We start from the raw sequence: 12,118 nt of genomic DNA on the forward strand, positions 1-12,118 counted from the left end.
CTTTCTTTTATCGGAAAGGGCTTTGTTCTTTTAGTAAAACTTTGGTACGGGGTTCAGGTCAGTATCCTGCCGCTGGTGCCAATAAGGATAAATAGGCTGCTGTTCGCTGGCTGCATCAAGCTTTTTAACCTGTTCTGTAGTCAGGTTCCATCCTACCGCATCCAGGTTTTGTTTAAGCTGCTCTTCGTTACGGGCACCTATAATAAGGTTGGCAACCGTTGGCCGCTGTAACAGCCAGTTTAATGCTACCTGTGCAACCGATTTGCCTACTTCTTCAGCAACCTCATCCAGGGCATCCACAATTTTATAAAGGCGCTCAAAATCAGTTTCAGGGCCGTGGCTTCCACCCTGGCTGCGGCGATTATCCTGCGGAATAGGCTGCCCCCTGCGGAATTTGCCGCCCAACTGACCGGATGCCAGCGGACTCCATACTATCGTGCTTACTTTTTGATCGATACCCGCAGGCATTAGTTCCCACTCAAACTCACGGTCGAGCAGGGAGTAATAAGCCTGATGAGCAATATATTTGGCCCAGCCATAACGCTCTGATAGGGAAAGCGATTTCATTAAATGCCAGCCGGAAAAATTAGAGCAGGCAATGTATCGTACTTTGCCGCTGCTGATCAGGTCGTCCAGCGCACGTAAGGTCTCCTCTACCGGTGTATTGCCATCAAAACCGTGCATGTGGTAAATATCGATATGATCAGTCTGCAGGCGCCGCAGGCTATTCTCCGCAGAGCGGATCAAATGGTAGCGGGAAGACCCGTAGTTAGGGTCCTCCCCCATTTTAAATGTGGCTTTTGTAGAAATAAGCACATCGTTGCGTATTCCTGCTAAAGCTTTTCCAAGAATTTCTTCAGAAATGCCACCGGAGTATATATCAGCGGTATCGAAAAAGTTAACTCCTGCGTCCATACACAGGTTAACCAGTTTCTTCGCTTCATCTACTTGTGTATTTCCCCAGGCGCCAAAAAATTTACCGGCACCGCCAAAGGTAGCAGTACCAAAGCTGAGCACGGGAACTTTTAGTCCCGAGCCTCCTAGTTGTCTGTATTCCATAATATAATTTTATAAATTTTATGAATGCGGGCTTGTTCCTCGCGTTAACTCAAACTTCGGCGATCGATACAAAACTTATATCATGCCAATAACATAAAGAAATTTTTTACCGGGGGTTACTTCCCCGCCAAAGACGCTTTAAACTTACAAACGAATTAGCGCAGTGTTGGACAATATTTCCGTAAAACCGAGAATTGACCTTGTTTGCAACTTTATGATGCCCGGTTTGCTCGCCTATTTTTAACTGGGCGAAAATAACCAACAACATAATTGCCAACAGAAAGTAGAAACCAACATTTTGCATTGCACTTCCGACACTTAGATCTTGCCAATTAAAACCTGGTTGCATGTTTTGAAGGTGATTAATTACTTATACCGAAATTCCTATTGGACTATTTCCGGATACACCAACTACAAGTTAAGCCGTATAAGGTTTTACAACAAAAGAGAATAATTTTAATATTAATTTTTGAGAAATTTTAGCGCAAAAGTATTTTCTCGTAGCAAGAAAATCTTAACCCCGGGCGAAATCCCAGGCTAATTTCTCCGGAATATATATAGCCCAATTTTGGGAAAAGTTTTTGAGTAGCCTGGTTTTTAGTATTAGTATCTATACGCAACAGCATAATCCCTTTTTTGATCGCTTCATGCTCAGCCTGCATGAGTAAGGCTGCGGCAATGCCACGCCCAGCGTAATGCGGATTTACCGCCAACCGATGCGTAACGATTGCGGGCACCGTTATGTCCCACCCTGCTTCAACATACTCCGCATCCTGATCGGTAGTAATTGCAGCTACGCCGGCAATTGCTTCATCAATTTCTGCCACCCACAGCTGGTTTTGGTGGATGTCATTAACAAATACTTCCGGGTTAGGATATTGATCGTCCCACTGCAAATTGCCCGCAGCTATCATAGCCGGAACAACATCTTTGATGATCTGTATGATAGCGGGGATATCGGCAAGGGTGGCTTGGCGGATTTGCATAATAAGTGCGTCTTAAATATGAATTAATGCAATAATCATCTATTGAACGAATGCATCTTTAAATTATCATCATCCAGGTAACTACTAAAACAATAACCGACGCATGAATTATTAGCGACGGCAAATAAAGCCTGCCATTCCGGTATAAATTAATCCCATTTACAACCAATAACACGAATGAGATTAGGACGGCCAATAGCGGAAAAAGTAAGTCCAGGTTTGGCGTACACGGTCCGCTTTTGAAAGCTGGTGCGTTGCTAAAAAATATGGTGAGCACTATAACAACAATATAGTATAACAATGTGCGGTTAAGAGGCAAAAACACCTTCTGGTGTTTAACTAGCGAATCCTGCTCCATGCCTTATTTGATTACCTTATCCAACATTTGTTTCAAGCACTTATAAATTTGTTCACCGCTATCTAACAATCATTTGCACATCTGAAATCTGCATATCTGCTTATCTGCCTTCTGCACATCCCTAATGGTTATGCTTCTTATGGATATCCTTTACCAGGCAAAGTTTTTTAATCTCATCTATCCGGATTGGGAACGGCGCGTATTTGGGCCGGTTGTTAATCATCTCTGTCGTATTATCCGAGTGCGCTATCACCTCCTCCGGATTGTCGCTAACCAAGAGGCGTTTGTACATGCGGTAATCACCCCACTCAATATAATACACCTCACCCGGCAATATCTTCTTATCACTGATGATCTTTAACGCTACCCAGCAGCCATTTTCCAGGTAGGGATACATCGAATGCCCCCAAACCGGGAGCGCAAAATCGCATTCTTCAATCCCCGGGAAATTCATCCGGCCTACCGGGTGCGCATCATTGATATCGTTATACACCTCCACACCCGATGCAGTCGCGGTAATTTCATACATGGGAATGCCTTCGTTGTTCCGGCCAACTACAGTTTTATCTGTGTTTTTTTTACTCCCTAAGGCTTCTCCATATTTTTCTTTAAATATCTTTAATTTTTCTGGATCTATATTTTGCCTACTCTTGATAATTTCCGTAATACTGCTGGCACTATTAAAGCCCAGCGCTTCGGCTAACTCGCTATTGTTATTAAAAGCTTTTCCCCTTAACTGATTGTACAATATAATAAACTCAAGCGTCTCCGGGCGAATGGTTTTTATTTTATTGGGCTTAAACTGGTCTTCCATAGCATGAAAATAATTTTATTTATTTCTTGATTTAAATAAAGATTATTCTTTATATTTGTCAAGCGGTTATTTGATAAAGATAGGTATTAAATTCAAATAAACTACAGCCTGACTCAAGAATATAAAGAAGAAAAAAATTATGTATGTAGCCTACAGCGCAGTGCGCCCAGCCAATAAAGCAGACAAGCAAAAGCCAATCAGCGCCGAAATGCAATTGCGGATTGATGCATATCAATTTACCTGTGCCAAATACCGGCAGGAAATAAACGACATTAAAAAGTACCTGCCAAACTGGAGGCCCGCATTTAACAGCGGCCTTTAAATCGTCCACATTTTCAAAAATTCATAAAACATAAACTATAACACATGAAACTAAATCAAAAATTAAAGAACGAATTATGGTGGCTGATCATCTCGGTAGATTACAATTATAGCCGCATCAGCATAGCCGACCATGACCTGGGCGATGAGTCGCTTACCCTATGGCTGGAAGACAAGCATGATTTCAAAAACAGCCTGGACGAATGCCTGCAAATTGATGTACCACTTCGGAATTTCGCAGGCATTATCAAATCGGAGAATTTGAATAGCTATGAGGGTAATAAGATGCATCCTACCAAGCAATACGTTTATAAGTCGCGGATAGAAGTGAATGCCCCGATCAATTGGTATCGTGACGATGCTACCGCTACTGAGCAGACCTGGGCACGCGAAGCCGTTCTTAAACGTATATTAACGCAGTTAATAGAAACTGAAACCGCCGCCGGGCAGTTTTAATTTAGTTATGCCAACTGGAATCTTAAGCACCTCTAGTACGACTGATACTATTCCGAAATATAGAAAGATGTTGTGCAAATTAATTAACCTGTGAATTGTTAAAGAGGCACACGAACAAGTAAAGTAAAAAAAAAGTTAATTAATTTCATAAGCCGATAAGAGTAAATAACTCAAAGCTTATAAAATGCGGATAGTCCCTTCAAGGTGTTTTCACCGTATCAATAAGGTGAAATGCCACCTGTTATTTTTCGCGGACTTTCACCAATTCGTCCGGTTGCACTTCAACCAGTTCCTCTGTCTCGGCAATTGCTTCAGCAGGTACAGCATTGTAATTTAGTTTACGAAAACGCCAAAGAGCAAATGCAGGCTCCTGAAACCGGTTAATCAATTTGAAAAATTTGGGGAAATTATGAACCTCTTCTAAAAGCAGTCCGGGTACAATGCCGTTGTTATCCAGGATCTCGCGGATGGTATACTCTTTATCCCTCGTTATCCAGATCTCAAAATCACGCCGCACTTCCTCGTTCTTTTCAGGATCTATCTTGTCGTTAATGCAAATTACCTTATCGCCCGGTTTCATAATACAAAGATACGATTTGGTATTGTACCGTTAAATTTGATTTTAGATTTTACGAAAACCCCAGGTTTGTCTTAAAGCTGACGACCAATCGCCCATAAACGAAAATTGCCAATTTGCCTAAAAATTGCAACAGCCATTACTAACTGGTCACAGCGGGCATAGATACATAAAAGGATGTACCTTCACCAGGCGTGCTCTCCATCCAGATTCGGCCGCCCTGCAGCTCAGTAAACTCTTTGCAAAGGAGTAAGCCTAGGCCAACGCCCTTTTCCTGGTTGGTGCCAAAGGTAGCGCCTGCGCGCAGCGTAAACAACTCTGCCTGCTTGCCAGGCGCAATACCGATGCCGCTATCGCGGATGATCAACCAGCATTCATTGCCGATATGCTTTGCCTTAACCGAGATTCTGCCGCCCGGGTTGGTAAATTTGATCGCGTTGCTGATGAGATTACGGATCACCAGTTGGAGCATATCACTGTCAGCAACTATTTTGGTATCCCATTCCAGATCAGCCACCAGGCTGATCTCTTTTTTTGAAGCAATAGAACGTTCCAGTTCCAATGTGCTGAACAGAGCGGTGCGCAGGCTAATTGACCCAAGATTTACGTTTACACCATCCATTTGCCCTTTACTCCATACAAGCAGTTTACCCAGCATATCAATGGTACGACCGGTTACTTTAAGCAAATCGTCTTCAACCAATTGGCGCTCTGCGCTATCAAGGTCATATTCCGTAACCAATTCCAGATAGTTTTGGATATTACTTAATGGCGAGCGCAGATCATGCGCTATGATCGACATCAGTTTGTTACGCTCCTGGTTTATGCGCTCCAATTCGCGGTTTTGCCGCACAATTTGTTCATTCTTTTTTTCGATAGAATTCGCCTTCTCTGCTGAGGAACGCTTTTCATGATCGTAGTTACGGCGCAAATAGGTTATGGTGTAATATACTACGATAACTACGACAATATAAGCGGATGTAAGATCAAAGAACCGGCTTTGGCGGCTATCATAGGTATAAGGAATTTGCCTGGGGTAATAGTACTCGAAACAATTTAAACCGATAACGATAGCCGAATTAAAAGCTACCCATACGCGGTGTTGCTTCTTAGGCACTATACAAAGTAACAAAAGCACACACAGGCTCATCAGCAACTCCGTTGGGCCCCAGGTACCCGAGTTAAGCATGAAATTTACAGCAAACAACAGATTACCGGCAATGGCAAAAACAAAGATGGCGGGTTTGGTTTTACCCAGGTACCGCGAAAGGTAATACAGGAAACCAAATAAGACCAAGGTAGCCAAACTGAGTTCGGCAATGATAGGCAAACCGATAAAGAAATTAAAAGGAACATTGTACCCAAGTGCTGCGATAACAATGATGCAAACCGAATGGAAGATCCTGACCTCAAGTGGAAATTCGGCGTTTGAGCCGGTAATCCTGATCCAACGCTTGTTTATACTACCTATGAGGCTCACCTTGTTTTTGTTTAGGAGCACAACAATACTAATAAAAATTAAAGAGGGCAAATTAAGCTTATGTTAGCGGGCCTGCAAAAGGCCATATGCTAAACTTTACTCATCGTTTAAAACCGCTCGGCATTGAGCCAAACAGCACTCCTGCTATACCCAAAGCAAAATAAATTACACAAAAAAAGCCGGGCATTGCCGGCTTCCAAAATATCTGGGGGTATATTAATTGCGGCTAAAACCACCGCGGCCACCGCCACCACTGTTAAAACCAGGACCTTTGTCCTCAGCTATGTTTACAGTGATCCGTTTGCCGTAATAGCTTTGCCCGTTCATGCATCTTATAGCTTCTTTAGCTTCATCCTCGTTCACCATCTCAACAAACCCAAAACCCCTACTCTCTTTTGTTTCACGATCTTTTACGATCCTGAGGGACTTAACCGGCCCAAAATCTCCAAAAACCGCATTTAGTTCGGCCTCATTTACTTCTAATGGAAGGCCTCCAATAAATACTTTCATTAATCTCCTTTTTTTGTATACAAATGTACGCAAAAAATGGCACTTTTTAAAGCCTTACAGGTTGAGAAATTGGCAGGTAACCCGTTTTTTACAATGTTGTGTCATACTGACAATACAAGTATTTACGAGCTGTTACGAACTCCTGAAAACTTAAATCAGGCGTCGTCAAAAAGTAATGATACTATGCTCTAGGAAACAAGCACCCAGTGCTATTTTAATTTGAGATTAAAGCTGCCCTCCACCCGGTAAAACGGGGATTCGGCTTTATCATCTTTTGCTAAAAAAGTAAAGAAGGTACCCTTGGCAAGCGTGCTATCCTGCCGGTATTTAAGCAAATCCAAAACGCCCGCATCGCCGGGTTCTGTAAACTGGGTGAGGCTATACTGTTTGATGTGCAACGCATCCGGCCGCAACAACAATTGGCTGCCCTCCACGCCTTTGGTAATTTCGGCAGCAGCCGTCCCTTTGCTGCTGATGGCAAAGCTCATGGTATGTGCCTTATTGATTGCGGTAAGGCCAAAATAATGACTATCGCCTGAACTCATGTTAACAAACGCAACTGAATCTTCAGCAGCGTTGAAAATATAGGTAGAATCCTGCACCTTAAACGTTAAGGTACCACTGGCAGCTAAAAAATTTGAAGATGGGGCAACCGATATCATACTATCAATGGCAGCAACAGTCTTTTTTTGATCAACGCTGTTATCACCCTGCTCTTTCTGGCACGACGATGCAACACCTGCGATGAGCAGCAAATAAAATATACACCAGTTTGTAAACCGTTTTGAGCACATAGGCAAATTGATGGTATAAAACTACCGAAAAAATATCTTAAAATGGTCCGTTAATATCATTAGTAGAAAAGTTTAACACAATTTAACTTTCCTTTATTAGTATACGGGCCATAAGCCCAAAAGGTTTGCTCAAAAGCTGTAATAATGACAATTATTTACGAAGCGTTTTAATTGCAGCACTGTGAATTAAAACGATCAATTCTACTCGGTAAACAATGCCGCAAAATCAGGGACTTTAGTTGTATCGTCTTCGCACAGCAGGTGTAACGCAACCGTACACCAAATTAATGAATGCCATTTTAAATACTTAATCATCAACGTATTACAAAATGGCATATATTTAGAGCAAGCCATAGTAAGTAACCATAATGCATAAAGCCATGATCATTAATCACTTAAAATTCGCCTTCAGAAACCTGATGCGGACCAAAACATTCTCCATCATTAATATTGGCGGACTTGTGATTAGCCTGACGGCTTTTATCTTAATGGCTTTGTACATAGAAAATGAGTTGAGCTATGATCAATTCAACAAAAAAGCTAACAACATTTACCGTGTGGTTGACGATAAAAAAACGAATGCTCTAATGCAGCATGGCGCAGGGTCTGCCGGACCGATGGCGCCGGCCCTGCTAAGTGATTTCCCACAGGTGAAAGAGGCCGTAAGGCTCATTAAAGCAGAAAGCCTGGTTAAATATGATAACAAACTGTTTGAAGAACGTAACCTGTTTTTTGCAGACGCGGCTATCTTCAGCGTTTTTGACCTCGGCTTATTAAGCGGTGATGCCAAAACCGCACTTGCGGCACCCATGAGTGTAGTATTAACGCAAAAAATCGCGTACAAATATTTTGGTAGTGCCGCCGCGCTCGGTAAAACCCTAATGCTGGATGGCAAAGCGATGAAGGTAACAGGTGTAATGAAAGATATGCCGGCGAATGCTCATTTCGCGTCAGACATTTTTATATCCATGGCAACCGCGCAGCAAAAAAAATCGGGGTACGACTGGCTTTTCACCAACTGGTATTCAAACAATTTTTGGACCTATATCTTACTGCCCGAGAATTACAATGCTTATAGCCTGGTCAGCCAGTTTGATGGTTTTGCCAATCGCCACAAAGCCAACACCCCTGCCACCACCCATCACTATAGCCTGGAGAAGCTCACCGATATATATCTTCACAGCGACCGGGAGGGGCAGATAGGGAAAACAGGCAGCATCAGCACGCTATACGTGTTCAGTGTAATCGCTGTATTTATTCTGCTGATCGCCTGCATCAATTTCATCAACCTCTCAACCGCACGGGCGGCAGAAAGGGCTAAAGAGGTTGCTATAAAAAAAGTAAACGGCGTAACGCGTTCCCAATTAATTGCACAGTTCTTCACCGAATCATTTTTGATGACTGGTGTGGCACTAACCATCGCTGTTGTAATTGCTTACCTGCTCCTACCTTCCTTTAATTTATTTGCCGGTAAAGCTATCACATTCGGGCTTTTGGTGCCACTGCATATGATGGCCCTAGCTACCATTCTGATGGTAGTAGGTGTGCTATCCGGTACCTACCCGGCATTCGTCCTGTCAGGCTTTAACCCGGTTACGGCTTTAAAAGGCAACCTCAGATCATCAGCCTGGAGCGTTTTTATCCGTAAGGGCCTGGTGGTTTTTCAGTTTGCTATTTCTATCGTTCTTATCATCAGCAGTATCGTGGTTTACAACCAATTACAGTACATGCAAAAACATGACCTCGGTTTTAAGCCTTCGCAAACTATGGTTATCAATTTTGAGGGTGATCAATCGGTAAAACAGCAATACCAACTGATCAAATATGAACTGATGCGGGTAAAAGGTGTAAAAAGCGTAACGGCTTCGTCGCAGGTGCCGGGTGTTGTGGACCCGGGGGGCTGGTCGATGGAATTCGCAAAAAAAACAGGCGACACCATCCATGCAGAACTCCCCATCTTTTTAACCGATTTTACCTTTATGAAGCAGTATAACATTCCTATCGTAGCCGGCAGGGGGCTTTCCGAACAGTTTGCTGCAGATACCGTAGAATCTATGCTGATCAACGAAACTGCCCTGCGTAAACTGGGTTTTAATAACGCAGCCGAAGCCATTGGGCTAAAGGTTGGTATGTACCCCAACGACGGCCGGATAATAGGGGTTTATAAAGATTTTCATTTCCAATCGCTGCAAAAGCCTATAGAACCTTTGGCCATAAGGGTTTTACCGGGTAACTTCCGAGTATTTTCTGTCGAGATGAGTACATCTGATATCAAGCAAACAGTTGCCGGTATAGATAAATTATGGAAAAATATGGTACCCCAACGCCCGCTGGAGTATAGCTTTTTAAACGAAAGCTTTAACAGGCAGTATGAAGCAGAAATAAAGTTTGGGCAATTGTTTGCTGTATTTACCACGCTGGCCATCAGCATTGCCTGTTTTGGGCTGTTCGGGCTGGCACTGTTCAGTGTAAAGCAGCGCACCAAAGAAATTGGCATCCGCAAGGTAGTAGGTGCTTCAGTGGCACAGATAGCCACCTTGCTGTCGAAGGATTTCATTAACCTGGTTTTGGTTGCTATTGCAGTTTCATCACCTGTTGCGCTTTATTTAATGCACAGGTGGATCCAAAGCTTCGCCTATCGCATAACGCTGAGTTGGTGGATCTTTGTATCAGGCGGATTAATAGCTATTTTTATAGCCCTGGGCACAATCAGCTACCAGGCCATAAAAGCAGCAATAGCTAACCCGGTTAAGAGCTTACGAAACGAGTAAAAGTTTGGAAATTGCAGAGAAGATACAAACCAGCAGTTAAAAGATCTCTCCAACGGTTACAAATACACCGTTAGAGTGTTGATTACCCAAGCCATAATCTATACAAATATTAGTTTTAGAAACCTTGTTCAACTTTATACGCAGGCCTGCTCCGTAACCCGGTTGCATGGCTTGCAAAGCCGTACCGGGCGCCCCCGAAAAACTTTCGCCGTTTATAAAGGCAACACCGCCAAGCAGGCCATCTTTTGTGATTTTAAAGCGGTACTCACTTTCCAGGTATACCATTTGCGCACCGCGAAACCGCCCCTGGATATACCCCCTGCCCGTGCCATTGTATTGATCCCAGGTGTTGGCGGGAAGATCCAGGTAAGGAGGCTTGCCGTTAAGTACCAGCCAATCGTAACTCCAAAAGGCAATTACATTGTCAGACTGGGCGGGCAGATGGTAGTATTTGCGAATATCTATCACCAGCGATTTCCATGAAGAGGTACTGCCAAGGAATTTTTTATTGTTACGGAAAACCAGGTTAGCGTAAAAGCCACGGGTGGGATTAATGGAGTTATCGCGCATATCAACAAGGGCATTAGCCGTAAAGCCGGAAGAAATGGTATGTGATGTTTCTCCGTAGCGGGCATAATCTGATACAGTGCCATCGGTATTTCCTTTTTCAGATACATCCGAATGATCATCGATGATGTATCCCGCGCCCAAATACAAATTACCGGTGATGCGTTTCATAACCGTTTCGTAAAACCGAAAGAGTGTGTAATCCATTGGGTTGTTATTTAAAAACGATGAATTACTGCCCAGGCCAAATGTGCTTTGCGGATATTTATAATATTTAATATCGCCCACAAAATTATAAGTGTTACCGGCAGTCCAGATGTTGGATTGTATGGGGATAATGAGTTGCTTGTTTTGTGTGTAAGCGGCGTTGGAGCTAATGGTGGAGATACGCGATTGTGACGATGAACGAAAAGCAATATTCCCCGACAGCGTTACAGCCAATCGCGTTTGCAAAGTATACCCTATAGCCGGCAAAACGGAAAAAACCGGACTGGTGCCAATTACGGCCAATTTTTTATCTCCCGGCGTTTTTTTATGAAATATTGAACTGATAACATCGTAGAGATCTTTTTGGCGGATAGTATCCTGCGACCTGACTATCAGTGTATCTGTTTGCCGGTGTGTGCTGATTGGTACGCTCCATTTATCCTGGGCAAATAGTTTACCGGTTAATAGCGCACACATTAACAGCATTGAAAATAAATTTGGAAGCTCTCACAGATAACGGCTTAGTTAAGGTTGCGCCCTGTTTCAACTGGGGCTGTTGCAAAGATAATACTTTTTGGAAGTCGGCGAATTAGCAACTTCCTACCCACCCCCGCGGTAGTTACTTTAAACACAAGACATTTTATTCTATATAAAATAAAAAACCTAAAAATATTAGCAAATTTCAAATATTATTCTTACATTTGTATATAATGTATGCCGATCGGCATTTTATTCATTTTCTCAATCTTAATCTTCATGCCTACCTTCAACAGCAATTCCGAGTTGGAAAACCTCATTAGGGGCTATTTCAATTCTCTACAAAATGAATTTCAATTAACAAAAGACAACCCGGCAGATTCACCGGCCAATACATCGAAAAAAAGCACACCCAAAGAGCAGCACAACCCGGCCCTGTTAACGGGCCTTGCACTGCACATTGGATTTGCCAGCATGGCCGAGTTTGAGCAATACGAACATAAAGGCAAATATAGGAAAACGCTAAAGGCCGGGCGTTTAATGGTACAGCAGGAATATGAACTAAAGCTGCACCAGTCAGCACCAACCGGTGCTATGTTTGCTTTGCGCTGCATGGGCTGGGCAGATAAACCAACGGCCGAACCAGGCAGCAATTTGTCTAAAAAATTAAAGATCGAGGTGATCACCAGCGGGCCGGCCATCGTCACTACCGAAAAGGATGTAACCTTATAAAAACTATGG

The 12,118-nt window shown here is 43.1% G+C and carries 14 protein-coding genes; 4 read left to right on the forward strand and 10 right to left on the reverse strand.

The genetic code is table 11. The features are described from left to right. Positions 1–30: 30 nt before the first annotated feature. From A0256_21975 to A0256_21995, 5 genes are all read right to left on the reverse strand, one after another. Complete coding sequence (locus tag A0256_21975) at positions 31–1,059, reverse strand: aldo/keto reductase (protein AMR33921.1); 1,029 nt, start codon at positions 1,057–1,059, stop codon at positions 31–33. 106 nt (positions 1,060–1,165) lie between these two features. Next, on the reverse strand, positions 1,166–1,408 hold the full coding sequence (locus tag A0256_21980) for a hypothetical protein (protein ID AMR33922.1): 243 nt from the start codon (positions 1,406–1,408) through the stop codon (positions 1,166–1,168). Positions 1,409–1,538: 130 nt separating this feature from the next. Then, the gene (locus A0256_21985; protein AMR33923.1) at positions 1,539–2,045 is read right to left on the reverse strand and encodes a GCN5 family acetyltransferase; all 507 of its coding nucleotides are present in this window, start codon (positions 2,043–2,045) and stop codon (positions 1,539–1,541) included. Between the two features lie 58 nt (positions 2,046–2,103). Beyond that, positions 2,104–2,403, reverse strand: coding sequence for a hypothetical protein (locus tag A0256_21990; GenBank protein AMR33924.1), 300 nt, complete (start codon positions 2,401–2,403; stop codon positions 2,104–2,106). 121 nt (positions 2,404–2,524) lie between these two features. Further along, a complete protein-coding gene (locus A0256_21995) occupies positions 2,525–3,217 on the reverse strand; it encodes a hypothetical protein (GenBank protein AMR33925.1) in 693 nt (230 codons plus the stop codon). A gap of 139 nt (positions 3,218–3,356) precedes the next feature. Here A0256_21995 and A0256_22000 point away from each other — a divergent pair, with 139 nt between their 5' ends. Continuing rightward, positions 3,357–3,539, forward strand: a complete 183-nt coding sequence (locus tag A0256_22000) for a hypothetical protein (protein AMR33926.1) — start codon at positions 3,357–3,359, stop codon at positions 3,537–3,539. Between the two features lie 44 nt (positions 3,540–3,583). After that, on the forward strand, positions 3,584–3,994 hold the full coding sequence (locus A0256_22005; protein AMR33927.1) for a hypothetical protein: 411 nt from the start codon (positions 3,584–3,586) through the stop codon (positions 3,992–3,994). Positions 3,995–4,235: 241 nt separating this feature from the next. On the opposite strand, the gene A0256_22010 is transcribed toward A0256_22005, so the two are convergent. From A0256_22010 to A0256_22025, 4 genes are all read right to left on the reverse strand, one after another. Next, positions 4,236–4,574 (reverse strand): hypothetical protein, encoded by a 339-nt coding sequence (locus A0256_22010; protein AMR33928.1) that lies wholly within the window; start codon positions 4,572–4,574, stop codon positions 4,236–4,238. 139 nt (positions 4,575–4,713) lie between these two features. Next, positions 4,714–6,051 (reverse strand): two-component sensor histidine kinase, encoded by a 1,338-nt coding sequence (locus A0256_22015; GenBank protein ID AMR34645.1) that lies wholly within the window; start codon positions 6,049–6,051, stop codon positions 4,714–4,716. A gap of 216 nt (positions 6,052–6,267) precedes the next feature. Then, positions 6,268–6,561 (reverse strand): RNA-binding protein, encoded by a 294-nt coding sequence (locus A0256_22020; GenBank protein AMR33929.1) that lies wholly within the window; start codon positions 6,559–6,561, stop codon positions 6,268–6,270. 209 nt (positions 6,562–6,770) lie between these two features. Beyond that, positions 6,771–7,355 (reverse strand): hypothetical protein, encoded by a 585-nt coding sequence (locus tag A0256_22025; GenBank protein AMR33930.1) that lies wholly within the window; start codon positions 7,353–7,355, stop codon positions 6,771–6,773. Between the two features lie 368 nt (positions 7,356–7,723). Between A0256_22025 and A0256_22030 the strand changes: the two genes are divergently transcribed. Next, entirely contained in the window at positions 7,724–10,126 is a 2,403-nt protein-coding gene (locus tag A0256_22030) for a hypothetical protein (GenBank protein ID AMR33931.1), read from the forward strand. A 36-nt stretch (positions 10,127–10,162) separates the two neighbouring features. Here the strand turns inward: A0256_22030 and A0256_22035 are convergent, their stop codons facing one another. Beyond that, the gene (locus A0256_22035) at positions 10,163–11,377 is read right to left on the reverse strand and encodes a hypothetical protein (protein ID AMR33932.1); all 1,215 of its coding nucleotides are present in this window, start codon (positions 11,375–11,377) and stop codon (positions 10,163–10,165) included. Positions 11,378–11,614: 237 nt separating this feature from the next. On the opposite strand from A0256_22035, the gene A0256_22040 reads away from it, so the two are divergent. Continuing rightward, a complete protein-coding gene (locus A0256_22040) occupies positions 11,615–12,109 on the forward strand; it encodes a hypothetical protein (GenBank protein AMR33933.1) in 495 nt (164 codons plus the stop codon). Positions 12,110–12,118: the final 9 nt, after the last annotated feature.

It is taken from the genome of Mucilaginibacter sp. PAMC 26640, from assembly GCA_001596135.1.
Taxonomy (GTDB): Bacteria; Bacteroidota; Bacteroidia; order Sphingobacteriales; family Sphingobacteriaceae; genus Mucilaginibacter.

Excerpts from the sequence above, each read along its gene's own strand:
- A0256_21975 (AMR33921.1), bottom strand. The coding sequence starts at position 1,059 with ATGGAATACAGACAACTAGGAGGCTCGGGACTAAAAGTTCCCGTGCTC.
- A0256_21980 (AMR33922.1), bottom strand. The coding sequence starts at position 1,408 with ATGCAACCAGGTTTTAATTGGCAAGATCTAAGTGTCGGAAGTGCAATG.
- A0256_21985 (AMR33923.1), bottom strand. The coding sequence starts at position 2,045 with ATGCAAATCCGCCAAGCCACCCTTGCCGATATCCCCGCTATCATACAG.
- A0256_21990 (AMR33924.1), bottom strand. The coding sequence starts at position 2,403 with ATGGAGCAGGATTCGCTAGTTAAACACCAGAAGGTGTTTTTGCCTCTT.
- A0256_21995 (AMR33925.1), bottom strand. The coding sequence starts at position 3,217 with ATGGAAGACCAGTTTAAGCCCAATAAAATAAAAACCATTCGCCCGGAG.
- A0256_22000 (AMR33926.1), top strand. The coding sequence starts at position 3,357 with ATGTATGTAGCCTACAGCGCAGTGCGCCCAGCCAATAAAGCAGACAAG.
- A0256_22005 (AMR33927.1), top strand. The coding sequence starts at position 3,584 with ATGAAACTAAATCAAAAATTAAAGAACGAATTATGGTGGCTGATCATC.
- A0256_22010 (AMR33928.1), bottom strand. The coding sequence starts at position 4,574 with ATGAAACCGGGCGATAAGGTAATTTGCATTAACGACAAGATAGATCCT.
- A0256_22020 (AMR33929.1), bottom strand. The coding sequence starts at position 6,561 with ATGAAAGTATTTATTGGAGGCCTTCCATTAGAAGTAAATGAGGCCGAA.
- A0256_22025 (AMR33930.1), bottom strand. The coding sequence starts at position 7,355 with ATGTGCTCAAAACGGTTTACAAACTGGTGTATATTTTATTTGCTGCTC.
- A0256_22030 (AMR33931.1), top strand. The coding sequence starts at position 7,724 with ATGCATAAAGCCATGATCATTAATCACTTAAAATTCGCCTTCAGAAAC.
- A0256_22035 (AMR33932.1), bottom strand. The coding sequence starts at position 11,377 with ATGTGTGCGCTATTAACCGGTAAACTATTTGCCCAGGATAAATGGAGC.
- A0256_22040 (AMR33933.1), top strand. The coding sequence starts at position 11,615 with ATGCCGATCGGCATTTTATTCATTTTCTCAATCTTAATCTTCATGCCT.